General features: G+C 72.3%; 18 protein-coding genes. 7 read left to right on the top strand and 11 right to left on the bottom strand.

Going from position 1 to position 22,726, the window contains the following annotated elements:
* Positions 1 to 113: 113 nt before the first annotated feature.
* The gene (locus tag D9C15_RS26595) at positions 114 to 3,890 is read right to left on the bottom strand and encodes a DUF748 domain-containing protein (protein WP_164886867.1); all 3,777 of its coding nucleotides are present in this window, start codon (positions 3,888 to 3,890) and stop codon (positions 114 to 116) included.
* Positions 3,891 to 3,963: 73 nt separating this feature from the next.
* Between D9C15_RS26595 and D9C15_RS26590 the strand changes: the two genes are divergently transcribed.
* Positions 3,964 to 4,779 carry a YdcF family protein gene (locus D9C15_RS26590; RefSeq protein ID WP_164886866.1) on the top strand — a complete coding sequence of 272 codons (816 nt, stop codon included), beginning with the start codon at positions 3,964 to 3,966 and terminating at the stop codon, positions 4,777 to 4,779.
* Here D9C15_RS26590 and D9C15_RS26585 read toward each other — a convergent pair.
* Positions 4,711 to 5,721, bottom strand: coding sequence for a LysR family transcriptional regulator (locus D9C15_RS26585; RefSeq protein WP_128001833.1), 1,011 nt, complete (start codon positions 5,719 to 5,721; stop codon positions 4,711 to 4,713). The genes D9C15_RS26590 and D9C15_RS26585 overlap by 69 nt on opposite strands.
* A gap of 148 nt (positions 5,722 to 5,869) precedes the next feature.
* Between D9C15_RS26585 and D9C15_RS26580 the strand changes: the two genes are divergently transcribed.
* The 5 genes from D9C15_RS26580 (at position 5,870) to D9C15_RS26560 (ending at position 12,827) form a co-directional block, all read left to right on the top strand.
* Positions 5,870 to 6,697, top strand: coding sequence for an alpha/beta hydrolase fold domain-containing protein (locus D9C15_RS26580; RefSeq protein WP_128001831.1), 828 nt, complete (start codon positions 5,870 to 5,872; stop codon positions 6,695 to 6,697).
* Complete coding sequence (locus D9C15_RS26575) at positions 6,694 to 7,914, top strand: efflux RND transporter periplasmic adaptor subunit (protein ID WP_128001829.1); 1,221 nt, start codon at positions 6,694 to 6,696, stop codon at positions 7,912 to 7,914. Before D9C15_RS26580 ends, D9C15_RS26575 begins: the two co-directional genes overlap by 4 nt.
* A 7-nt stretch (positions 7,915 to 7,921) precedes the next feature.
* Entirely contained in the window at positions 7,922 to 11,149 is a 3,228-nt protein-coding gene (locus tag D9C15_RS26570) for an efflux RND transporter permease subunit (protein ID WP_128001827.1), read from the top strand.
* Between the two features lie 10 nt (positions 11,150 to 11,159).
* Entirely contained in the window at positions 11,160 to 12,572 is a 1,413-nt protein-coding gene (locus D9C15_RS26565) for an efflux transporter outer membrane subunit (protein ID WP_128001825.1), read from the top strand.
* A 75-nt stretch (positions 12,573 to 12,647) separates the two neighbouring features.
* Positions 12,648 to 12,827 carry a hypothetical protein gene (locus tag D9C15_RS26560; RefSeq protein ID WP_128001823.1) on the top strand — a complete coding sequence of 60 codons (180 nt, stop codon included), beginning with the start codon at positions 12,648 to 12,650 and terminating at the stop codon, positions 12,825 to 12,827.
* 113 nt (positions 12,828 to 12,940) lie between these two features.
* On the opposite strand, the gene D9C15_RS26555 is transcribed toward D9C15_RS26560, so the two are convergent.
* Both D9C15_RS26555 and D9C15_RS26550 read right to left on the bottom strand, forming a co-directional pair.
* Positions 12,941 to 13,852: an SDR family oxidoreductase gene (locus D9C15_RS26555; protein ID WP_128001821.1), complete on the bottom strand. Its 912-nt coding sequence runs from the start codon at positions 13,850 to 13,852 to the stop codon at positions 12,941 to 12,943.
* Positions 13,853 to 13,896: 44 nt separating this feature from the next.
* Positions 13,897 to 14,778: an AraC family transcriptional regulator gene (locus D9C15_RS26550; RefSeq protein WP_128001820.1), complete on the bottom strand. Its 882-nt coding sequence runs from the start codon at positions 14,776 to 14,778 to the stop codon at positions 13,897 to 13,899.
* Between the two features lie 26 nt (positions 14,779 to 14,804).
* Between D9C15_RS26550 and D9C15_RS26545 the strand changes: the two genes are divergently transcribed.
* Positions 14,805 to 16,031: an anion transporter gene (locus D9C15_RS26545; RefSeq protein ID WP_128001818.1), complete on the top strand. Its 1,227-nt coding sequence runs from the start codon at positions 14,805 to 14,807 to the stop codon at positions 16,029 to 16,031.
* On the opposite strand, the gene D9C15_RS26540 is transcribed toward D9C15_RS26545, so the two are convergent.
* The 7 genes from D9C15_RS26540 to D9C15_RS26510 form a co-directional block, all read right to left on the bottom strand.
* Positions 16,032 to 17,372, bottom strand: coding sequence for a chloride channel protein (locus D9C15_RS26540; RefSeq protein WP_128001816.1), 1,341 nt, complete (start codon positions 17,370 to 17,372; stop codon positions 16,032 to 16,034).
* Positions 17,373 to 18,476, bottom strand: a complete 1,104-nt coding sequence (locus tag D9C15_RS26535; protein WP_164886865.1) for a toll/interleukin-1 receptor domain-containing protein — start codon at positions 18,474 to 18,476, stop codon at positions 17,373 to 17,375.
* A 319-nt stretch (positions 18,477 to 18,795) separates the two neighbouring features.
* Entirely contained in the window at positions 18,796 to 19,356 is a 561-nt protein-coding gene (locus tag D9C15_RS26530) for a DUF6036 family nucleotidyltransferase (protein ID WP_128001812.1), read from the bottom strand.
* A 2-nt stretch (positions 19,357 to 19,358) separates the two neighbouring features.
* On the bottom strand, positions 19,359 to 20,030 hold the full coding sequence (locus D9C15_RS26525; RefSeq protein WP_128001810.1) for a helix-turn-helix transcriptional regulator: 672 nt from the start codon (positions 20,028 to 20,030) through the stop codon (positions 19,359 to 19,361).
* A gap of 159 nt (positions 20,031 to 20,189) precedes the next feature.
* The gene (locus D9C15_RS26520; protein WP_128001808.1) at positions 20,190 to 21,167 is read right to left on the bottom strand and encodes a phosphorothioated DNA-binding restriction endonuclease; all 978 of its coding nucleotides are present in this window, start codon (positions 21,165 to 21,167) and stop codon (positions 20,190 to 20,192) included.
* 1 nt (position 21,168) lies between these two features.
* A complete protein-coding gene (locus tag D9C15_RS26515) occupies positions 21,169 to 21,582 on the bottom strand; it encodes an HIT family protein (RefSeq protein WP_128001806.1) in 414 nt (137 codons plus the stop codon).
* A gap of 17 nt (positions 21,583 to 21,599) precedes the next feature.
* A complete protein-coding gene (locus D9C15_RS26510; RefSeq protein ID WP_164886863.1) occupies positions 21,600 to 22,640 on the bottom strand; it encodes an integrase domain-containing protein in 1,041 nt (346 codons plus the stop codon).
* Between the last annotated feature and the right edge of the window lie 86 nt (positions 22,641 to 22,726).

Below are 22,726 nucleotides of genomic sequence, written 5' to 3'. Positions count from 1 at the left end.
GCACTGCGGCGGTGGCCCGCCGTCTGGAAACGCAGTGTGCAGCGCCGACAAGGCCCCGGGTGATAAATGGCTACATACGCGGGGAAGTCCTAGGGCGCGGCACCTGGCGCGCGTCAGTTTGTCGCGAGCGAGAGCTGCACGCGCGGCGTCCAGGCCGCGTCGTCCTCGCCCGAGGCGCGCAGCTTCGGCGCGGCGAGGAACAGGCGTTCGCTCGGCAGGCCCTGCGCCACCAGCGCGTCGCGCACCGCCAGGCCGCGCTGCAGCGCCAGCTCGCGCATCGCCTCGCTCGTGACCACGGTGCGTGCGCGCAGCAGTGCCTCCATCTCCGGCTCGGGAATGTCCTTGGCGAAGCCGAGCGCGTTGCGCGGCTTGTTCGGCAGGTCCGCCGCCTTGTAGACCTCGCGCAGCATGCGCGAGCGGGTCGGCGCGTCGAGCGTGCTCACGGCATCGGCCTCGGCCGGCGCGCTGCCCGCGCGCAGCAGCTCGCGGCGGCGCTGCGCCAGCAGGCTCGCTTCCAGTGCCGCGCGCTGGAAGTCCTCGCGTTCGCTCACCGGGTCGGCGGCGCCGGTGACGGTCATCTTCAGCGCCTCGCGTTCGACCAGCGCCTTGGCCACCTTGGCCAGGGCGGCCTGCCCGGCCTCGGTGGGCCGCGCGGTGCCGGGCAGGAACTCGACGTGGTTCAGCTCCTCGCCGCCGCCGCCGAACAGCAGCGAAAACGGCGCCGTGATCGCCTTGACCAGCAGGTTGCCGATCACCTTCAGCACGATGCCGAACACGCTGAACTGCGGGTCGTTGATCGAGCCGCTGATGGGCAGGTTGATGTCGATCACGCCGTGGCGGTCCTTCAGCAGCGCCACGGCCAGCAGCACCGGCAGCTTGGTCGCATCGGGCGAGTCGACCTTCTCGCCGAAGGTCAGCTGGTTCAGCACCACCTGGTTGCGCGCCTCGAGCCGGCCCTCGGGCGTGATCTTGTAGGCCACGTCCATGCTGAGCTTGCCGCGTTCGATCGCGTAGCCGGCGTACTTGCCGGCGTAGGGCGACAGCGGCGCGAGCTCCAGGTCGGTGGCCTTGGCCTGGATGTCGAGCGCAAGCGGCTGCGCGGTCGGGTTGAGCGCGCCGCGGATGTCCAGCAGCGCCGTGCCGGCGGCCCGGCCGCGCAGCTCCAGCGTGGCCATCTCGCGCGTGCCGGAGCGGAACGCGCCGAGCCGGCCGTTGAGCTGGCTCAGGTCGGCGCTGTAGTTCGGACGCACGAAGCGGTCGCTGAAGTCGACCCGTCCGTTGACGAGGTTGATGCCGCCGACCGCGATGTCGATCGGCAGCTCGTCGGCAGCGGCCGGGGCGGAGGCCGCAGCAGCCGGGGCCGGGGCCGGGGCCGAGGCGACAGCGGCCGGGGCCGAGGCAGCGCCGGCCGGCGCCGCCAGGCCGCTCAGGTTGAAGCGCCCCTGCTCGGTGATGACGAGCTTGGCGAAGAAGTCCGACAGCGTCGCCTCGCGCAGCTCGAGCGCCGGCCGGCCGCCCGGCGGCTGCTCGAAGCGCAGGCCGTCCAGCGCCAGCATCTGCCAGCTCAGCAGCTCGCTGGTGGAGGCATCGCCGGCACGCGCGCCGGCCTCGGCGCGGGTGTGCACGCGCACGTCGGCCAGGCGCAGGTCGCCGCCGGCCTTCAGCGCCAGGCCGGCCGGTTGGGCCTGCACCGAGAACTCGAGCCTGGCTCCGGCGTCGGCATGCAGCAGGCTGACACGCGCGGCCTCGCCGAAGTAGGGCTCGAACAACTGCACCGGGAAGCGCTCGAGCTTCAGGCTGCCGGCGGCCAGCAGCGGGTCAGGTGCGACGCGGCCGCTCCACTCCAGGCTGCCGAAGGGCTGCGCGGCGGCCCGGGGCTGCGCCGGCACGCCGAGGCGTGCGGCCAGCTGCACCCGGGCCGGGGCGACGCCGCGACCGCCCGGCCAGGCCAGCGACTGCAGGCGCAGCTTCAGCGCGCTCAGCTCGACCTGCACCGGATCGCCGTCGGGGCGGCCGCTGGCCAGCGCGTCGTCGAAACGCAGCCGACCGCCATCGATCGCCAGTTCGTCGAGCCGCACCCGCCAGGGCGGCGCGGCGCTCGCGGCGGCATCCGGGGCGGCAGGCGCCTCGGCCGGCGCCTGGACGGCCCAGCGCTGCACGTTCCAGCGCCCGTCGGACGCACGCTGCACCGCCACGCGCGGCTGGCTCAGCACCAGGGTGCCGAGCGCAGCGCTGCGGCCCTGCAGGTCGATCAGCGCGTCGCGCCACTGCAGCTGCGGCAGCGCGAACAGCTCGCGCGCGGCGCGGCCGCTGCCTTCGGTCAGCGCCAGGCCATCGAGCGTGGCCTGGGCCACCTTGACGGTCAGCACCGGCTCGTCGGCCTTCCACTGCGCCTGCGCCTGCAGCGCGAAGCGGCCCGACAGCGCCGGCACCAGCGCCTGCGCCACGTAGGGCGCGAAGGCGTCGAGCGCGAGCCCCTCCAGCACCAGCTCGGCCTGCGCCTCGCGCGGGCCGACGCGGCCCTCCACACGCAGCGTGCCGGCCACGGCCGCACCCTCGGCCTGCGGCCGCAGCGTGGCCGCCAGCGTGACCGGCAGGCTGCCCTGCAGCGGCCAGCGCAGCTCGCCGGCCTGCAGCGAGACGGACTCGAGCTGCAGGGCCGCCACAGGCCGCGTGAGCGCGTCGTTCCAGCGCAGGCGCGCATCGGCCAGCTCGAACCGCTCGAGCTCGACCTGCCAGGGCCTGCCCGCGTCCTCCACCGGCGCCGATGCGGCCGCGGCCGGGGCCGAGGCCGGGGCAGAAGCCGCACCGGCCTGGGCCGGCGGGGCGGCCAGCGTGGCCAGGTTCACCCGGCCCTGTTCATCGCGGCGCAGGTCGAGCTGCAGGCCGTCCACGCGGAGCTGGCCGAACACCAGCCGGCGCGCCAGCGGCTGCACGTCGCGCAGGCCGAGCTGCAGCTTCTGCCAGCCCAGCAGCGCTGCGCCGCCGGGCTCGGTGAGCGCGATGTCCGCCGCCTGCGCCGAGCCCCGCAGCAGCATGGCCGGCTCGCCGCCGCGTGGCAGCTCGAAACGCAGCGTCAGGTCGGCCGAGACCGCGCCGCGCTGCAGCGCCACCGGCAGCCCCCGCGGCAGGTAGCCGAGGTAGGGCACGAGGTCCAGGTCGGCGAAGGCGAGCTTCAGCTCGCCGCTGCGCTGCTGCGCGAACGGCGTGGCCTGCGCACCGCTGTCGAAGGCCGTGCCGTTGAGCCTGAAGGCCAGGCGCGGCTCGACCGTCACTTCCACGTGGGCGGGGATGGTCGAGACGAAGGGCAGCGTCAGCTGCAGCCCGTCGACCTGGTGCACCCGCCCGACCGGCCGGTCGTCGAAGCTCAGGCGGCCGTCGCGCAGCTGCACGTTGTAGAGCGCCAGGCGCAGCGGCTCGGCCGGTGCGGGCGGCGCGGCCGGGTCGGCGGCGAACTTCGCCAGCAGGTCGTCGAGGTCGTAGCGGCCGTCGGCCAGGCGCGCCACCTGCAGCACCGGCGCATCCACCTCCAGCGCCGACAGCACCGGCGCGCGGCGCCACAGCGAGGCGGCGTCGGCATTGACGTACAGGCGCGCCACCTGCAGCAGCGGCTGGCGGGTATCGGATGCGGGGCCGGGCGCCGGGCCGATGGCCAGGTCGGTGACGGTCAGCTCCAGGCTCCAGGGCCGCAGGTCGACCGCGCCGATCGTCACGCTGCGCCCGAGCAGCGCCGAGAGCCGGCTCTGCGCCTGCGACTTGAGCAGCGGCGGCCCGGCCAGCCAAAGCAGCGCCCACAGCAGCAGCAGCGCGGCCAGCGCGAACGCGGCGCGGCGCGGCCAGCCCTGCAGGCGCCACCGGGTTGCAGGGGGGGTGGGAGCGGTGTCGGTCACGTGTGAAGTCTGCCTCATGCCGGGCCGGCGGTCTCCCGCACAATGCGCGGCTCTCCCGCACCGCCCCATCCCCGTGAACGACCTCGTCGCCCTGCTCGGCCTCACCTCCTGGAAGCCGGTGCTCGGCATGCTGCTGCTGCCGCCGGTACCGCTGCTCCTGCTGGTGCTGCTGGGTGTGCGCCTGGTGCTGCCGCGCCGCGGGCTGGGCTGGCTGGTGGTGCTGACCGGCGTGAGCCTGCTCTGGCTCTCCTGCTGCACCGGCAGCGCGCGGCTGCTCGCGCCCTGGCTGCTACATCCGCCCGCGGCGCTGGGGCCCGAGCGCATCGAGGCGCTGCGCGAGGCGGTGCGTGCGAAGCAGCCGGTGGCCATCCTGGTGCTGGGCGGCGGCTCCAGGCGCCTGGCGCCCGAGTACGGCGTCGGCGACCTGAGCGCGATCTCGCTGGAGCGGCTGCGCTACGGCATCTGGCTGGCGCGCCAGACCGGCGCGCCGCTGGCCTTCAGCGGCGGCGTCGGCCACGGCATGCGCGACGGCGAGGCCGCGCCCGAGGCGCAGCTGGCCGCCCGCATCGCCGAGCAGGAGTTCGGCCGGCCGCTGAAGTGGACCGAGGACCGCTCGCGCGACACGCGCGAGAACGCGGCCTACGCCGTGCCGATGCTCAAGGACCAGGGCATCCGGCAGGTCGTGCTGGTCACGCACCAGGCGCACATGCCGCGGGCGCTGCGCGCGATGCAGCAGGTGGCCGGCGGCGCGCTGAGCATCGAGCCGGCGCCGGTGGGCGTGGCCCACGGCTCGTTCGCCAACGCCGCGATGTGGCTGCCCTCACGCGAGGGCTTTGCCAGCGTGCACATCGTGCTGCACGAGGCCCTCGGCCTGCTGTTCGGCGCCTGAGCCCGCGCAGGCCTCGGGCATGCAGCAGCGGCTCTGGATCAGGTCGCTGCGGGCGAACAGGTCGGCCACCCAGTCGACGAACACGCGCAGCTTGGTGCTGAGGTGCCGGTTGGGCGCATACACCACGTGGATCGGGATGGTGTCGGCACACCAGTCCAACAACAACGGCACCAGCAGCCCGGCATCGAAATAGGGCCGCGCCTGGTAGGTGGTGGTGCGCACGATGCCGAGCCCGGCCAGGCCGGCGGCGAGGTTCGCGCCCGAGTCGTTGACCGAGAGCACGTGGCGCCCGGTGAACTCGATCACCTCCTCGCCGCGCGTGAAGGTGAACGGGAACGGCTGCCCGGTGCGGTGCGAGAAGTAGTTGACCACCTTGTGGTTGCCCTCCTCGATCTCGCGCGGGTGGCGCGGCGTGCCGTGGCGCTTCAGGTAGGCCGGCGTCGCGGCGAGCACGAGGTGGAACTCGCCGATGCGGCGCGCCACCAGCGACTGGTCGAGGATCTCGCCGCCGCGCAGCACGCAGTCGACGTTCTCGCCGATCAGGTCGACCGGGCGGTCGCTGACGCCCAGGTCGATCTGGATGTCGGGGTAGCGCACGTGGAAGTCGGGCAGCGCCGGGATCAGCAGCAGCTGCCCCACCGACGCGGCCACGTCGATGCGCAGCCGCCCGCGCGGGTTGGCCTTGGCGTGCGACATGCTCGACTCGAGCTCGTCCATCTCGCCCAGGATGCGCAGCGCGCGGTCGTAGTAGGCCGCGCCGTCGGCGGTGACGGTGACGCGCCGCGTGGTGCGGTTCAGCAGCTTGGTCTGCAGGTGCGCCTCGAGCGTCTGGATCAGGCGCGTCACGGTCGGCTTGGGCAGGTTCAGCAGGTCGGCCGCCTTGGTGAAGGTGCCGGCCTCCACCACGCGCACGTAGGCCTGCATCGCGGCGAATCGGTCCATCGTCGTTCCTCCGTCTCGAAGCCGGATTGAACCGCAGAAACGCCGCCCGATTGTTGCGATGGCGGAAACAGGCCATGAGCGCCACGGCCATTTATCGGCGCGCGGGCGGCACCTATCTTCCGCCGCATCGCGATCAACGCGCCAATTCATGTCCGCCCTGCCCCATTCCGAACCCGCCTGGACCGACCGCCGCATCGAGCGGCCCGGCACCGCGCCGCTGACGCTGCGCCTGTACGGCCTCGGCCGCTGCACCCCCGGCACGCCGCTGGTGCTGCATTTCCACGCCGGCGCCTTCACCGGCGGCACGCTGGCCGAGGGCGCCACGGTGGCGCAGGCGCTCGCCGCGGCCGGCAGCGTGGTCGCCTCGCTGGACTACCCGGTCGCGCCGGCCCAGCCCTTCCCGCAGGCGCTCGAGGCGGGCCACGCCGCACTGCAATGGCTGCACGCCCAGCGCAAGGGCCTGGCCGGCCTGCGGGCGCCGCTCTACGTCGCCGGCGAGGAGGCCGGCGGCAACCTGGCCGCCGCGCTGGCGATGGTGGCGCGCGACCGCGGCGGGCCCGAGCTGGCCGGCGCGATCCTGCTCTCGCCGATGCTCGACATGTGCGTCGCCACCGCCTCGCAGCGCGATGCCCACAACGGCCCGGTCGGCTGCCGCTGGGCCGACGGCTGGCGCGCCTACCTGTCGCGCGCCGACGACGCGGTGCATCCCTATGCCGTGCCGGCGCGCGCGCTGCGCCTGGCCGGCCTGCCGCGCACCCTGCTGATCAGCGCCGCGGACGACCCGCTGCGCGACGAGACCCTGGCCTTCGCCCAGCGCCTGCGCGGCGCCGGCATCGCCGCCGAGGCGCAGCTGCTGCCCGGCCCGACCGGCTGGCCCGGCAGCTACCGCGACGCCTCGCCCGCCTGGGCGTCGGCACTGCACGCACCACTGCATTCGTTTCTTCACTCCGATTCCTCACGAGGGAGCACCGCATGACGACGACCAAGAACTTCTCGCTGTTCAAGCCCGGCCCGCTGGTCGCGGCCCTCTTGCTGACCACCGTGGCCGCCGTGCCGGCCGTGCTGCTCGGGCTGTCCGGTGGCAAGGCCGAGGCCACCCCGGCGGCCGCGGCGCCGGCCGGCGTGCCGGTCTCGGTGGCCACCGTGCAGGCCAGCCCGGTCGCTGCCTGGGACGAGTTCTCCGGCCGGCTCGAAGCCGTCGAGCATGTCGAGCTGCGCTCGCGCGCCGCCGGCACGGTGCAGGCGGTGCACTTCCGCGAAGGCGCGCTGGTGCGCCAGGGCGAGCTGCTGTTCACCATCGACCCGGCGCCCTACGCCGCCGCACTGGAGCGCGTGCAGGCGCAAGTGGCCGCGGCCCAGGCCCGGCTCGACCACACGAAGAACGAGCTCGAGCGCGCCAAGCGCCTGTGGGAAGAGCGCGCCATCGCGCAGCGCGAGTTCGACGAGCGCCACAACGCCTGGCGCGAGGCCGACGCGCAGCTGCGCTCGGCGCAGGCGGCCGAGCAGTCGGCCCGACTGGACCTGGGCTACACCCAGGTGCGCGCGCCGATCGCCGGGCGCATCGGGCGCGTCGAGGTGACGGTGGGCAACCTGGTCGCGGCCGGCCCGGGTGCGCCGGTGCTGACCACGCTGGTCTCGGTGAGCCCGATCTATGCCAGCTTCGACGCCGACGAGCAGTCGGTGCTGCGCGCGCTCGGCGAGCTGCGCAGCGCCGGCGCGCGCACGGCGATCGAGCGCATCCCGGTGCAGATGGAGATCGGTCCACGCCAGGTCGAGGGACGGCTGCAGCTGATCGACAACCAGGTCGACACCCGGAGCGGCACGATCCGCGTGCGCGCCGTGTTCGACAACCCGGACGGCCGGCTGATCCCGGGCCAGTTCGCGAAGCTGCGCATGGGCCAGCCGCAGGCCGCCACGGCGCTGCTGGTCAACGAGCGCGCCGTCGGCACCGACCAGAACAAGCGCTTCGTGATGGTGGTGGGCGCCGACAACAAGGCCGCGTGGCGCGAGGTGAAGCTCGGCGGCGCGTTCAACGGCCTGCGTGTCGTCACCGAGGGCCTGCAGCCCGGCGAGCGGGTGGTCGTCAACGGGCTGCAGCGCGTGCGGCCCGGGGCGCTGCTCGCGCCGAAGGAGGTGGCGATGGATGCCAAACCCGAGGTGACGGCCAAGAGTGCCGCGCCCAAGCAGTCGTGAGGTCGCGATGAACCTGTCCAAGTTCTTCATCGACCGGCCGATCTTCGCCGGCGTGCTGTCGCTGCTGATGTTCCTGGCCGGCCTGATCGCGCTGCGCGGCCTGCCGGTCTCGGAGTACCCCGAGGTGGTGCCGCCGACGGTGGTGGTGCGCGCGGTGTACCCGGGCGCCAACCCGAAGGTGATCGCCGAGACGGTGGCCACGCCGCTGGAGGAAGCGATCAACGGCGTCGAGGGCATGCTGTACATGGCCAGCCAGGCCACGACCGACGGCGTGATGACGCTGAACGTCACCTTCGCGCTCGGCACCGATCCCGACAAGGCGCAGCAGCTGGTGCAGAACCGCGTGGCGCAGGCCGAGCCGCGCCTGCCCGAGGAGGTGCGCCGCACGGGCGTCACCACGGTGAAGTCCTCGCCCGACTTCATCATGGTCGTGCACCTGGTCTCGCCCAACGAGCGCTACGACATCACCTACCTGCGCAACTACGCCGCGCTGCACCTGAAGGACCGCCTGGCGCGCCTGAAGGGCGTGGGCCAGGTGCAGATGTGGGGCGGCGGCGACTACGCGATGCGCGCCTGGCTCGACCCGCACAAGATGGCCGAGCGCGGCCTGGCGGCCGGCGACGTGGTGCGTGCGATCCGCGAGCAGAACGTGCAGGCCGCCGCCGGCGTGGTGGGCGCCTCGCCGGGCCTGCCCGGCGTGGACCTGCAGCTCTCGATCAACGCCCAGGGCCGGCTGAAGTCGGAGGAGGAGTTCGGCGACATCATCGTCAAGACCGGCTCCGACGGTGCGGTGACGCGCCTGCGCGACGTCGCCCGCCTGGAACTCGGCGCGAGCGACTACTCGCTGCGCTCGCTGCTGGACAACAAGCCGGCGGTGGCCACCGGCGTGTTCGCCGCGCCGGGCTCGAACGCGATCGAGATCGCCGACGCGGTGCGCGCGACGATGCAGGAGCTGAAGAAGACCATGCCCGAGGGCGTGGACTACGAGATCGTCTACGACACCACGCAGTTCGTGCGCGCCTCGATCGCCTCGGTGGTGCAGACGCTGCTGGAGGCCGTCGCGCTGGTGGTGCTGGTCGTGATCCTGTTCCTGCAGACCTGGCGCGCCTCGATCATCCCGCTGCTGGCGGTGCCGGTGTCGGTGGTCGGCACCTTCGCGGTGATGCACCTGGCGGGCTTCTCGATCAACGCGCTGAGCCTGTTCGGGCTGGTGCTGGCGATCGGCATCGTGGTCGACGACGCGATCGTGGTGGTCGAGAACGTCGAGCGCAACATCGAGGCCGGGCTGTCGCCGCGCGAGGCGACCTACCGCGCGATGCGCGAGGTCTCCGGACCGATCATCGCGATCGCGCTGGTGCTGGTGGCGGTGTTCGTGCCGCTGGCCTTCATCACCGGGCTGACGGGCCAGTTCTACCGTCAGTTCGCGCTGACCATCGCGATTTCGACGGTGATCTCGGCGATCAACTCGCTGACGCTCTCGCCGGCGCTCGCCGCGCTGCTGCTGAAGGCGCACGGCGCGCCCAAGGACGCGCTGACGCGCGGCATGGACCGCGTGTTCGGCGGCTTCTTCCGGCTCTTCAACCGGGGCTTCGTGCGCGGTGCCACGGCGTACCGCGGCGGCGTCAGCCGGGCGATCGGCCGAAAGGCCGTCATGTTCGCGCTCTACCTCGGCCTGGCGGCGCTGACGGCGGGGCTGTTCCGCACCCTTCCCGGCGGCTTCGTGCCCGGGCAGGACAAGCAGTACCTGATCGGCTTCGCCCAGTTGCCTGACGGCGCGACGCTCGACCGCACCGAGGACGTGATCCGCCGCATGGGCGAGATCACGCTCAAGCAGCCGGGCGTGCAGCATGCGGTGGCCTTCCCGGGGCTGTCGATCAACGGCTTCACCAACAGCTCGAACGCGGGCATCGTGTTCGCCACGCTCGACCCCTTCGAGCAGCGGCGCGATCCGTCGCTGTCGGCCGGGGCGATCGCCCAGGCGCTGAACCAGCAGTACGGCGCCGCGATCGAGGAAGCCTTCGTCGTGATGTTCCCGCCCCCGCCGGTGCAGGGCCTGGGCACGACCGGCGGCTTCAAGCTGCAGCTGCAGGACCGCGGCTCGCTCGGCTACGAGGCGATGGACGCGGCCGTCAAGGCCTTCATGGCCAAGGCCTACCAGACGCCCGAGCTGGCCGGCCTGTTCTCGAGCTGGCAGGTCAACGTGCCGCAGCTGTATGCCGACATCGACCGCACCAAGGCGCGCCAGCTCGGCGTGGCGGTGACGGACGTGTTCGACACGCTGCAGATCTACCTCGGCAGCCTGTACGTGAACGACTTCAACCAGTTCGGCAAGACCTACACCGTGCGTGTGCAGGCCGACGCGCCGTACCGGGCGCGGGCCGAGGACGTCGGCGCGCTGAAGGTGCGCTCGGCCTCGGGCGAGATGGTGCCGCTCGCGGCGCTGCTGAAGGTGCAGCCGAGCTTCGGGCCCGAGCGCGCGATGCGCTACAACGGCTTCCTCTCAGCCGACATCAACGGCGGCCCGGCGCCGGGCTTCAGCTCCGGCCAGGCGCAGGAGGCCATCGAGCGCATCGCGGCCGAGACACTGCCTCCGGGCATCGGCTTCGAGTGGACCGAGCTCACGTACCAGGAGATCCTGGCCGGCAACTCCGCGGTGTGGGTGTTCCCGATCGCGATCCTGCTCGTGTTCCTGGTGCTGGCCGCGCTGTACGAGAGCCTGACGCTGCCCGCGGCGATCATCCTGATCGTGCCGATGGGGCTGCTGGCCGCGCTCACCGGCGTGTGGCTCGCCGGCGGCGACAACAACATCTTCACCCAGATCGGGCTGGTGGTGCTGGTGGGCCTGTCGGCGAAGAACGCGATCCTGATCGTCGAGTTCGCCCGCGAGCTCGAGTTCGCCGGCAGATCGCCGGTGCAGGCGGCCATCGAGGCGGCGCAGCTGCGGCTGCGGCCGATCCTGATGACCTCGCTGGCCTTTGTGATGGGCGTGATTCCGCTCGCCTTCTCCACCGGCGCCGGCGCCGAGATGCGCCAGGCCATGGGCATCGCGGTGTTCGCCGGGATGATCGGCGTGACCGCCTTCGGCCTGTTCCTGACCCCCGTGTTCTACGTGCTGATGCGCCGGCTGGCCGGCAACCGGCCGCTGAAGCAGCACGGCGAAGTGCCGCACCTGGAAGGCTTCGCCGGCTCGTCGGTGCAGCCGCAACCGGCCGCGCCGCTCGCCCGTCATGAATGAGACCCGTGCCATGAAGAACCGAACGACCCGCTTCACCCTCGCCCCGCTGCTCGCGCTGCTGGTGCTGGCCGGCTGTGCGACGACCCCGGCGCCGCTGCCCACGCTGCCCGAGCTGCCCGCGGCCTTCGCCGAGGCGCAGGGCGCCTGGACCACCACGGCCCCCGCCGAGGCGCAGCCGCGCGGCAGCTGGTGGAAAGCCTTCGGCGACCCGACGCTCGACGACCTGGTCACCCGCGCCGAGGCCGGCAACACCAGCCTGCAGACAGCCGCGGCGCGCCTCGCCCAGGCCCGCGCCCTGCTGCGCGCCACCGATGCGCAGCGTGCGCTGCAGCTGGGGGTGGGCGCGAGCGCTGACCGCAGCGCCCAGCCGGGCCTGGGGGTGCCGCCCGGCACCGTGCTGTCGGCCGGTGCATCGCTCGCCTACGAGCTCGACCTGTTCGGCCGCCTCGCCAAGGCGAGCGACGCCGCGGCACTCGACGCCCAGGCACGCGAGGCGCTGCTGCAGAGCACGCGGCTGCTGGTGCAGGCCGAGGTGGCGCAGGCCTACTTCGCGCTGCGTGCGCTGGACGACGAACGCACCCTGGTGCGCGACACCGTCGAGGCCTACCGCGACACGCTGCGCCTGACCGAGCGGCGCGTGGCCGCCGGCGACATCGCCGAGCTCGACCTGGCGCGCGTGCGCAGCGAGGTCGCCGCCACCGAGGCGGAGGCGCTGGCGCTGGACCGCCAGCGCGCCCGGCTCGAGCATGGCCTGGCGCTGCTGCTGGGCGAGCCGGCGAGTGGCTTCCGCCTCGCGCCGGCCGCCTGGCAGACGGCCCTGCCGCAGGTGCCGGCCGGCGTGCCGAGCACGGTGCTGGCGCGCCGGCCCGACGTCTCGGCGGCGCAGAGCAGCCTGCTGGCGGCGCAGGCACGGGTGGGCGTCGCGCAGGCGGCCTGGTTCCCGAACCTGTCGCTCACCGCGGCGGGGGGCTTCGCCTCGCCGGAGTTGTCGGACCTGTTCCGCTGGTCGGCGCGCGCCTGGAGCGTCGGCGCGCTGCTGTCGCTGCCGATCCTGGACGGCGGCCGGCGCGAGGCCGGTGTCGCCAGCGCCCGCGCCGAGCTGGACGCCGCGCTGGCCGGCTACCGCGAGCAGGTGCTGGTGGCCTTCCGCGACGTCGAGGACGAACTCGCCGCGCTGCGCCTGCTCGACGAGCAGGGCCGGGCGCAGGCGCGTGCCGTCGAGTCGGCGCTGCGCGCGACGGGGCTCTCGGAGACGCGCTGGCGCAACGGCCTGGTCAGCCAGCTCGAGCTGCTCGACGCGCGCCGCAGCGAGCTGCGCAACCGCCGCCAGGCGCTGGCGGTGCGCGCGGCGCAGTACCAGAGCACCGTCGGGCTGATCCGGGCGCTGGGCGGCGGCTGGGGTGAGGGCCGGGCCGGGGCCTGACCGTTCCTACAAATGAAACGAAGCATTGGCTGGCGGGACATTTTTCTGTCGAGCTTGGGCCACTAGATTCGTCGCATGGACAAGAAGATGTTGAAGGAGCCTGCGATGAAGGCGATCCACCTGACGGGTCTGGCGGCGCTGACCGCCCTGATCGGCTTTGCCGCCTCGGTGGCCTGGGCCGGCGACGAGCGCACCGAGCTGCGTGTGGCCGAGAGCGTGCGCTGCGCCTGCCTGGTGCAGGGCAACGTGGCCTGATCGGCGAGGCGACGACGATGCGCAAGTCGCTGGTCGAGCTGCTGGTGGGCCTGGCGCTGGTGGCGGCCTGGGTGGCCGTGGCCGCGCAGGCCGAGCGCAGCCAGCGGCTCGGTTCAGGCCCCGTCGCCGAGCTCGAAGGCCGGCGGCTGGCGGCCGTCGATGTCGGTGAAACCGTAGTGCCGGGCCAGCTCGGCGACGCTCGGCACGGTGCCGCTGCGACCGAGCACCTGCGCGTCGGCGGCGAGCGCCGCGACCGCGCGCCCCAGGTAGCGCGGTGACTCGGTGCGCGCGAGCGCCGGCACCTCGTGCCAGTGCGCTTCGTCGGTCTGGTAGGCCGCGAGCACGAATTCCGTGCGCATCCAGCCCGGCGAGAGCGCCAGCGAGGCCACGCCGTAGGGCCTGAGTTCCTCGGCGAAGGCGTAGGCCAGGCGCACCAGCGCCGCCTTGGCCAGGTCGTAGTACAGGTTGCCGCGCAGGTAGCGGCCACTGTCCCAGAAGGTGGTGCCGACGATGAGCCCGTGGCGCTGCGCCACGAACAGCGCCGCCGCCGCGCGCGCGGCCAGCAGGTGGTAGCGCACGCCGCGGTCGATCATCGAGTCCCAATGTGCCAGCGGGTGCTCCCAGAACGGCCGCTCGAACACGCCGTCGAAGCTCTCGTGCCCGCCCCAGGCGTTGTTGACCAGCAGGTCGAGCCGGCCCTGCTCGCGCTGCACCCGCTCGAACAGCGTGCCCACCTGGGCCTCGTCGCCATGGTCGCAACGCACCGCGATGCCCTGCCCGCCGGCCGCGCTCACCTCCTCGGCGGTCTGCTCGATCGAGCCGGGCAGGCGCGCGCCCTGCTGCAGCGCGAGCAGCTGCTCGTAGCCGCGCGCCGGCTCGGCCCGGGTGCTGCGGGCGCTGACGTAGACGGTGGCGCCGGCGGCGCCGAGTTCGACCGCGATGCCGCGGCCGGCACCGCGGCTGGCGCCGGTGACGACGGCCACGCGGCCGGCCAGGGGACGTTCGGACGAGGGGGAGGCATTCATCGCGGGGCTCGTGGAGTCGACAGGGGTGCCACGCTAGCCCTCGCTCAGCCGGCTGTCTTGGAAGAACGCGAAACCGAGCGCCCGGCGAACGCGCCCGGCGACAGCCCGCACAGCGCGCGGAACTCGTTGGCCAGGTGCGCCTGGTCGTAGTAGCCATGCGCCGGCGCCAGCTCGGCCCAGGGCAGCGGCTGCGGCCGGCGCAGCGCGCGCAGCAGCGCCTGCAGCCGCGCCAAGCGCGCGGCGGTTCGCGGCGACAGGCCGACATGCTCGCGGAACAGCTGCTGCAGGCGGCGCTCGCCCAGCCCCAGTTCGTCGGCGAGCGCCCGCAGCGGCCGAGCGCCGGCGCCGGCCGCGATCGCCCGTGCCGCGGCCGCCACCGCCGGCGGCGCCGCGCGCGCGCCACGGCGTGCCCGCAACAGCGCCTGCAGCAGCGCGGCGCGGGCCGCGTCGCCGCGCGCCAGCGCCACCCGCTCGGCCAGGTCGCGGCCCGCGGTGCCCCACAGATCGTCCAGTGCCAGCACGCGGCCGGTCAGGTGGTGCGCCGGCACCCCCAACAGCGCGGCGGCGGCGCCGGGCTGCAGCGTGGCGGTGAGACCGTGCATCGCGCCCTGCAGGGTCACCAGCGCCGGGGCCGGCCAGGGGCCGATCACCTCGGCATGCGGCCGTTCGCCCAGGTGCACGGTCAGCCGCACCGCGCCGTCGGGCAGCACGCGCTCGACCAGCGACTGCCCCGGCGCGAGCGTCTCGCGGTAGAGCAGCAGGTGGGCCAGCGTGTCGCGCAGCGCCGGCGCGACGGCGAAGCCGCTCATCGTGTGTGCCGGCGTGTCGGACTCGGGTCCGGCCAGCGGGTCCTCCGGCAGGCGCAGGTAGAGCCGCTGCACGCGGTCATCGGCGCACTCGGCGGCGGCGAGAATCGGCGCTCCCATCCCGCGAGCCTAACGGCCCCCGCCCCATGACCGAAGCCATCGTCGCGGTATTCCTCGTCGTCTACCTCGGCATGATCCTGGGCGGCCTGCCCTTCCTGCAGCTCGACCGCACCGGCATCGCGCTGCTCGGCGCGATCGCGCTGATCGGCATGGAGGCGCTCACGCTCGAGGAGGCCGCGCGCTCGATCCACCTGCCGACGCTGATCCTGCTGTTCTCGTTCATGGTGGTCTCGGCGCAGATGCGCCTGGGCGGCTTCTACGACCTGGTGACGCGGCGCCTGGCCGCCCTGCCGCTCGGCCCGGCGGCGCTGCTCGGCGCGCTGATCGCGGTGGTGGCGGCGCTGTCGGCGGTGTTCAGCAACGACATCGTCTGCCTGGCCGTCGCGCCGGTGCTGATCGACGCCTGCCGGCAGCGCCGCATCGCGCCGCTGCCCTACCTGCTGGCGCTGGCCTGCGCGGCCAACATCGGCTCGGCCGCGACGCTGATCGGCAACCCGCAGAACATGCTGATCGGCGAGACGCTGAAGCTCTCGTTCGCGGGCTACTTCCTGGAGGCGATCGTGCCGGTGCTGGTGGGCCTCGCGCTGACCTGGGCGCTGATCGCCTTCGCCAGCCGCGGCCACTTCGCCGGCGCGCCGGATGCGCCCGCTCCCGAGGCGACGCGCGGCGACGTGCCGAGCGACCTCTGGCAGACCACCAAGGGCCTGGCGGTCGCCTTCGGCATCGTCGGCTGCTTCGTCTTCACGCCGTGGCCGCGCGAGGTGGTGGCGCTGACCGGCGCCGGGCTGCTGCTGATGAGCCGCAAGCTGCACTCGCGCGACATGCTCGGCCTGATCGACTGGGAGCTGCTGGTGCTGTTCATGGGCCTGTTCATCGTCAACCACGCGCTGCAGAAGACCGGCCTGCCAGCCACCGTGGTGGCCGACCTGGCGGCCGCCGGCGTGCCGCTCACCGAGCTGGCGCCGCTGGCCGGTGTGAGCTTCGTGCTCTCGAACCTGGTCTCCAACGTGCCGGCAGTGATGCTGCTGCTGCCCAGCGCGACGCACCCGCTGGCCGGGCCGACGCTGGCGCTGGTGAGCACGCTGGCGGGCAATCTGTTCATCGTCGGCAGCATCGCCAACATCATCGTGGTCGACGCCGCCGCGCGGCGCGGCATCACGATCGACTGGCGCACCCATGCGCGCATCGGCATCCCGGTGACGCTGGCGAGCCTGGCCGCCAGTGCCGCCTGGCTGGCCTGGCGCGCCGGCTGATCAGCGCGGCGCGGGCTTGGCCAGCGTCTCGGCCACGACGCCGGCCAGCTCCACGTACATCGGCCGCGTCAGCAGCCGCGCCACGCCGCTGGCCAGCAGCGCAGTGGCCATCAGGCTGAGCACCATCGCGTGGCCCGAGACCATCTCCATCACGATGATGAACGCGGTGATCGGGCCCTGCGTGGTCGCGGCCAGGAAGCCGACCATGCCGAGCGCGATCAGCGGGATCGCCGCCTCGCCGGCGAGGCCGGCCAGCGCCGCCACGTCGTGGCCGAGCCCGGCGCCGATGGCCAGCGACGGCGCGAACACGCCAGCCGGCACGCCCGACCAGGCCGACAGCCAGGTGGCGCAGAACTTCATCAGCGTGTAGAGCGGCGGCACCTCGGCCGTACCCTCGAGCAAAGCGCGGGTGGCGGCGTAGCCGGCGCCGGCGGTGCTGCCGTCCGAGGCCAGGCCGATCAGCGCCACGCCGAACGCGCAGGCCGCCGCGAAGCGCAGCGGCGCGGCGCGGCGCCAGCGGCTGACGCGGTCGGGCAGGCCGCGCGCAGAGGCCACCAGCAGGCGCGCGAACAGCCCGCCGGCCAGCCCGGAGGCCAGCGCCACGCCGAGCCCGGGCAGCAGCAGCTGCCAGTCGAGCTGCTGCACACGCAGTTCGCCGAAGTAGCTCAGGTTGCCGAACACCGACACCGCCACCAGGCCCGACAGCACGATGCAGGCGATCACCAGCCCGCTGTGCGTCATGCTGCGCCGGCGCGACAGCTGCTCGATCGCGAACACGATGCCGCCCAGCGGCGTATTGAACGCGGCGGCGATGCCAGCGGCCGCGCCGGCCACGATCAGGTCGTGCCCGTCGACGCCGGCGCGCTCGGACAGCCAGCGCTTCGCATGCAGCATCACGCCGGCGCCGACCTGGACCGTCGGGCCCTCGCGGCCGATCGACAGGCCAGCCATCAGCCCGGCGCAGACCAGGCCGATCTTGTGCATCGACAGGCGCAGCGAGACCAGCGCGCCACGCGCCGACTCGGGCGTGTCGTCGTCCAGCGCCAGCACCACCTGCGGCACGCCCGAGCCCAGTGCGCCGGGTGCGAAGCGGCGCGTGAACCACAGCACCGCGACCGCCAGCGCCGGTGTCCAGGCAAGCGCGATCCAGGAGCCCAGCGGCGTCGCGCCAGCCACCCAGTCGAAGGCACGGCTCGCGGCGTCGGCCAGCAGCGTGAAGCCAACCACCACCGCGCCGGTCAGCGCGGCGAAAAGCAGCACCACGGCGCGGTCGATCCAGCGCGCACCGCCGGACAGTTCGTCCTTCAGGTTGCGCCAGAAGTCGGGCTCGTGGTCGTGCATTCAGGCCTTCCGTTGCCCGGCCTGAGCGGCCCGTTGCAGCACCGCCTCGATCTCGCGCACCAGCAGCGCCAGCGTCGCCTCCCAGTCGGCGTTGCCGATCGCGATCGCCTGGCGGCGCAGCAGCGGCGCCAGGTCCTCGGGCAGCTCGTCGGGGTCGGGCAGCCGGGCCCCTTCCACCAGCAGCGGAAACACCGCCTGGCCGCCCTTCAGCAGCGCGGCAATCTCGGCGCGCACCACGTCCTCGGCCTGGTGCAGGCGCGGCGTCCTGCCGTCGGCCCCGGGCCGGAGCCAGTCTCGCCCGATCACGACGATGCCGGCCCGGACGGCCGACAGGGCATCGCGGATGGTCTGGTCCCAGGCATGGCTGGGCGCGATGCCGGCCACGTCGAGGAACACGCGGCGCGAGCCGAAGTGTTCGGCCAGGTCACGCGCCACGCGGCCGGCCGCCGCCGGTGCATCGCTGCGGCGGTAGGAGACGAACACGTCGGGCGTCTGCGCCAGCGTGCCGCGCAGCAGGTTGGCCAGCGGCCCGGTGCCCACCACCCAGGGTTCGGCCAGGCGCAGGAACTGCGTACGGCTGACCCCAGGCACGGGATACCCCTCCCAGGTGCGCAGCACCTCGCGGAACAGGTCGTCGGCGTTGCCGGTCAGTCCGCCCATGAAGGGCAGCGGGAAGACCGGCTTGCCATGCGCGATGGTGCGCATCGCGATGTCGCGTGCATGCCGGCCGCCGCCCACCATCACCGCGGCGTCACAGCGATCGACGGCCTCGCGCTTCCAGGCCTCGACGTCGGGCACCGGCACGCGGCACGCCGGTGGCGCGGCATAGCCCGGCAGCGGCGCGCCGCCGCGGCGGAAGAAGCGCCAGCCGCCCAGCGTGACCTGCACGAAGCGGCCCTCGGCCGGCAGGCCGCGGGCGGCGAGCGCGGCGCAGAAGCTGTCGGCCACCCAGCGGTCCACGCCGGTGGAGTTGCCGCACACGAGGCCATAGCCGCATTCGACCAGCGTGCTGCCGATCTGCTGCGCGATCTGGCGCTTGGTCGAGCCGGTCCAGCCGGTGCCGACCACCAGCACGAACTTCGATGGGGCTGCAGCGGCGGGCATGGCGGCGCATTGTCGGCCACGCGGCCTGCGGCGCGCAAAAGGGCGAGGGCCGGCACGCCTTCGCATGCCGGCCCTCGTGTGTTGGTGGGCCCTGTAGGATTCGAACCTACGACCAACGGATTAAGAGTCCAACCTGCCACCCCGGCAATGTCGACTCAAGTCATTGTCACCGTTGAGAAAATTGAGGCCCTGGCGCCGCACGCTTTGTGCCGCAAACCGGCCGATTTGAGGCTGTTTTTTCGAAGTTGCGGCACAAATCCGTCACAGCGATTCGTGGCGGATCGGAGCCCTCTCGGACGGTCTCCAAGCCACCTCGATTTCACGCTCGAGGTACGTCGTCGCCGAGCGTCTCCACGGCCTTTGCCCACCGACGGATGGCCGCCTTCAGACGGCGCTGCGCAGCATCGTCCAGCGGCATCGCCGACACGAGATCCAGCACCACTTCAGGCCTGACGTAGCGATGCGAAAGCATCGCCATGCAGAACTCGCGGTCCTTGTCGCGCCCTGCTGCGGCCTTCGAAATAAACAGGTCGGTCAAATCGAGGCAGTAGCCCACGCGCTGGTTGGTCGCGGCGCTCTGCACCCTGTGGACGCGGTCAATCCAGCCTCGCGGCAATATGGCGGTTTCGGGACCAACGCCTTGCGCGTAGTAGCCGTAGGTCTGGTGAAACTGCGAGCCTTCACCGATGGCGCCATCGATCCTGTCGGCGAGTTCGGGGGCCTGCAGCGGATAGATGTCCGCTTCGGCCGACATCGTGAAGACCTCGGGCGGATTCGGGACCGGACCCAGTATCGATTGGCTGCCGACGATGATGAACTCGTACTGATCCGTCACGTCCGCGCTGGCGCGGATGATGTGTTCGAGTTCGTCGCGGGTCATGCCTATGCGTTTGGTTCGGAATCACCCAGCACGACGCCCTTTCGCAGCTTGCCGACCTGGTCCAGCACGCCCTGACGCACCTGTGCCGGGAGCACGGCCGTCAGTGGCGATGCCTGGCGAAGCTCCTGCGCCCGCCGCGTTCGCCCCAGCACCTTGCGCCACTTCGCGCCGCGAAGAATCTCTCGCCACTCCTGCCACAAGCCCATCGAACGTGAGTTGCCGGATGCCAGCCAGCGATCCAGCGTGCCCTGGGCCTGGTGCAGGAACTCGGGCTCCGAGCGGGCCAGTCGAATGGCTTCCTCGTGCAGCGCCAGGCTTTGAAGATCCTGGACTTGATGGCGGGTGTCGTCGGTGGAGACGGTCACCTGCACAACCGGGCGGGCGCGCTTGGACCTGGCCGCTGCCGTCCCCGGCGGCCCAGGCTGCAATGCGTCGCCGGCCAACAAGGCCAGTTCACCGCTGATGCCGAGTACCGACATGACGCGCAGGTAGGTTCCGATGGCCGGGCCCGGATCGCCCGATTCGACCGAGCTCAGCGTGGTGCGGGAGATGCCGGCACGCTTGGCCATCTCTACCGTGCCCAGGCCCTGGGCCTTGCGCAGGCGCTTGAGCCGATCGCCGAGCTGCAGCAGCAACTGACGCTCGAGGAGCACGGTACTGTCAGGTCCGTTCATTTGTCCAGAATAGTAGTCAAAGACAGATACCTTGTCCAGTTAAGCCATCAATCAGTTCGACCCCGGGGTTGTGGCTGGACATCCTCAACCGCCTCAGTGTCGGGGTGTCCTTCGGCAGGTGAACGGGCCGAAGCGCTCCGCCTACTGCCGAAAATTCGATCAGGTCGAATGCGAGTGACGACCGGCATCGGCGACCTTCCGTGCCGGTGCTTTGAACACGTTCTTCTGGTTCCACTCCAAGAAAGGCGGCGCCGGCCGCATGTCAACCTGCTGCGGCGCCAGCAGGCGCTGCCCGTGGTGCCGCAACTCACCTTGCTGGCTGCGGTCTCCGGCCATCGCGTGTTGGCTGAAGATGACCCGGTGCTCAGCGGGCTCGACCGTGAACGCGCCCAGGTCGAACAGCTTGTGGTGCAGCGCGCACAAGGCCAGGCCGTTGGGTTCGATGTCGGGACCGCCGACGTGGTGCCACTGAATGTGGGCGGCTTCTAGGCCCGCGCTCACATGGCCGATGCGCAGGTCGAAGCCGCAGACGCAGCAGCGGTACTCGTAGGCGCGCAGCACCCGTTCGCGGAAGCCGGGGTCGCGCCTGCGGCGTTCAGCTGTGCCATAGGCCGGCACGTCCGGTTCGCTGGCCAAGTGCGCCACCGGGCGGTCCAGGTCCAGCCCGACAGCGGCGGCGATGTCGGCATGAAGCGTTGCGGGGAAGTAGGCTTCCAGGACGCGTGCCGCCACGGCTTCCAGCAGGCCGGGAACCTTGCGAAGGGCCTCGTCCACCTGCGGCGGAAAGCCGCCCTGCACGTGATGCGTCCGCAGTTCACCCAGGTTGGGCGTGGCACCGGCCGGACGGGACAGCATCTCACGGGGCCCGTTCAGATCCCACAGCGCACCCTGGCCATCCGTGGCGAGGTGCCAGAACGGGTAGTGGCGCGACTTTGCGGCACCGCTGGGGCCGAACTCGGCCAGCAGCGCTTGCAGCGAACCGTCGATGGCGGCGAACTCCACGAGCCGCGGCTCATCGTGCTGCACGCGGGCCAGCGCCAGCAGGATCAGCAGCGGCTTGTGCGGGGCATACACACCGGCCCGCTGGGCGCGCCGGATGTTGTCGAAGGTCTCCAGGACCTGCGCGGCCGTCTTCATCTCAAACTGGCTCACCGCCACGAGCAGACCAGTAGTCGGCACGCTCCGGAAAGATCCACCGCACACCACCGCGCGGATCGACCTGGTCGCCGTTGTAGCGCGGGATCAGGTGCACATGCAGGTGTGGCACGGTCTGCCCGGCAGCCGGGCCATCGTTGATGCCAATGTTGTAGCCATCGGGGTGCAGCGACTGGTCCAGGTCGCGTCGTGCCACGTCGAGCAACTCGAAGACGGCGTCGCGCTCGGGTGGCTCAAGCTCGAAGAAGCTCCCTACGTGCCGGCGCGGCAGCACCAGCGTATGGCCGCGCGACACAGGGTAGGCATCCCGGATGACCACAACGAATTGGTTGGCATGCACGATCCTGGCGAGTGGCAAGGTGCAGAACGGGCAGTCGGTGGCAGCAGGCGTCGACATGGGCGGTCAAGCGTAACTCAGCGACGAGCGCGGCTCGAACCCAGGTAGACCGATGTGATCTGGGTTCTGGAATGCCCGAGGGCCTCCGAGACTTGGCGCCGCGCCGCCAAGTCGACGGCAGCATCCGCGCGCTCGCCAGTCGCCACCGGCGGCGCCACGCCCGTCTCGGCCTCGTAGCGCTCGGCCGCATAGCCATGCCGCAGGCCATGCGCCGTCACGCCAAGCATGGCCTTGGTCAGGCCGAACAACTCCATCACGTAGCGCTGGTGCCGGATGGCCCGGACGAGCTGGTAGCGTGGGTCGCTGAGGCTGTCGTTCTCGCCGGGCGCCACGCGGCGGGCGTGCTCGATCGCGGCAAGCTGTGTCGGCGTGACCACGGGCACGTAGCGCAGCCGGCCGCCCTTGGTGCCGCGCCGCAGCTGCAGGTATTCCGCCAAGCCGGCAGCCGCCTTGCCGGCCTGGGCCGCGGTCACGATGTCCTGGTGGGGGCGGAGCATCACCGCTTCCTTGCAACGCAGGCCGAACTCTTTCATCAGCTTGATCTGCACGGCCACGCGCTCGTCGAACTCGGCAACGGCCGCGATCACGTCCTCCGGCGCTACGCCGTTGTTGTCCCAGGCCTTGCTGTGCTTCGTCACATAGCTGCGGCGGTACAGGGTCTCATCGCTGATGTAGGCGCTGATCGGCAGCACCAGACCGGGCTTGCCGATCCAGCCTGCGAAGGTGCGCAGGTAGCTGTGCGCCTTCTGGATGGCGGAAGGTCCGAGCTGGCCGGCCTTGGCGCGCCGTTCGATGTCTGCGAACAGGAATCGCACATGCCGGTCGCCAAGCGAGCGCGGGTCGGGCTTGAAGCTCTTGATGTCGTTGTGCTCCAGGTAGTGGAAGGCGCGGTAGATGTACTGCCGTCGGTCTTCCATGGTGTCGTGGGAGACACCCTTGTCCTTGATCGCGTGGCGGAAGTTGTTCTGGACGAACAGCGCATTCAGGACGAAGCCTCGCCTGCCGGTTTGAAGCGGCAGGGTGCGCAGGTTGACGGTGCGCGGGTCGAGGTCACGCATGGTGGTGCTCCGTGTGGGTAGGTTCGTGCGGCACCGTCCCGCCGGTGCCAGGCGCATTCAGGGTTCGCGCTTGCCGCCATCGGCAT

Origin of the sequence: Piscinibacter defluvii, assembly GCF_004011805.1 — a bacterium.
GTDB lineage: Bacteria > Pseudomonadota > Gammaproteobacteria > Burkholderiales > Burkholderiaceae_C > Piscinibacter > Piscinibacter defluvii.
This window is presented reverse-complemented; position numbering and strand designations above follow the sequence as displayed.

Coding starts and splice junctions, on each gene's coding strand:
- D9C15_RS26550 (WP_128001820.1), bottom strand. CDS start 14,778: ATGGGAGCGCCGATTCTCGCCGCCGCCGAGTGCGCCGATGACCGCGTG.
- D9C15_RS26570 (WP_128001827.1), top strand. CDS start 7,922: ATGAACCTGTCCAAGTTCTTCATCGACCGGCCGATCTTCGCCGGCGTG.
- D9C15_RS26555 (WP_128001821.1), bottom strand. CDS start 13,852: ATGAATGCCTCCCCCTCGTCCGAACGTCCCCTGGCCGGCCGCGTGGCC.
- D9C15_RS26580 (WP_128001831.1), top strand. CDS start 5,870: ATGTCCGCCCTGCCCCATTCCGAACCCGCCTGGACCGACCGCCGCATC.
- D9C15_RS26565 (WP_128001825.1), top strand. CDS start 11,160: ATGAAGAACCGAACGACCCGCTTCACCCTCGCCCCGCTGCTCGCGCTG.
- D9C15_RS26525 (WP_128001810.1), bottom strand. CDS start 20,030: ATGAACGGACCTGACAGTACCGTGCTCCTCGAGCGTCAGTTGCTGCTG.
- D9C15_RS26585 (WP_128001833.1), bottom strand. CDS start 5,721: ATGGACCGATTCGCCGCGATGCAGGCCTACGTGCGCGTGGTGGAGGCC.
- D9C15_RS26520 (WP_128001808.1), bottom strand. CDS start 21,167: ATGAAGACGGCCGCGCAGGTCCTGGAGACCTTCGACAACATCCGGCGC.
- D9C15_RS26530 (WP_128001812.1), bottom strand. CDS start 19,356: ATGACCCGCGACGAACTCGAACACATCATCCGCGCCAGCGCGGACGTG.
- D9C15_RS26510 (WP_164886863.1), bottom strand. CDS start 22,640: ATGCGTGACCTCGACCCGCGCACCGTCAACCTGCGCACCCTGCCGCTT.
- D9C15_RS26535 (WP_164886865.1), bottom strand. CDS start 18,476: ATGCCCGCCGCTGCAGCCCCATCGAAGTTCGTGCTGGTGGTCGGCACC.
- D9C15_RS26540 (WP_128001816.1), bottom strand. CDS start 17,372: ATGCACGACCACGAGCCCGACTTCTGGCGCAACCTGAAGGACGAACTG.
- D9C15_RS26560 (WP_128001823.1), top strand. CDS start 12,648: ATGGACAAGAAGATGTTGAAGGAGCCTGCGATGAAGGCGATCCACCTG.
- D9C15_RS26545 (WP_128001818.1), top strand. CDS start 14,805: ATGACCGAAGCCATCGTCGCGGTATTCCTCGTCGTCTACCTCGGCATG.
- D9C15_RS26575 (WP_128001829.1), top strand. CDS start 6,694: ATGACGACGACCAAGAACTTCTCGCTGTTCAAGCCCGGCCCGCTGGTC.
- D9C15_RS26515 (WP_128001806.1), bottom strand. CDS start 21,582: ATGTCGACGCCTGCTGCCACCGACTGCCCGTTCTGCACCTTGCCACTC.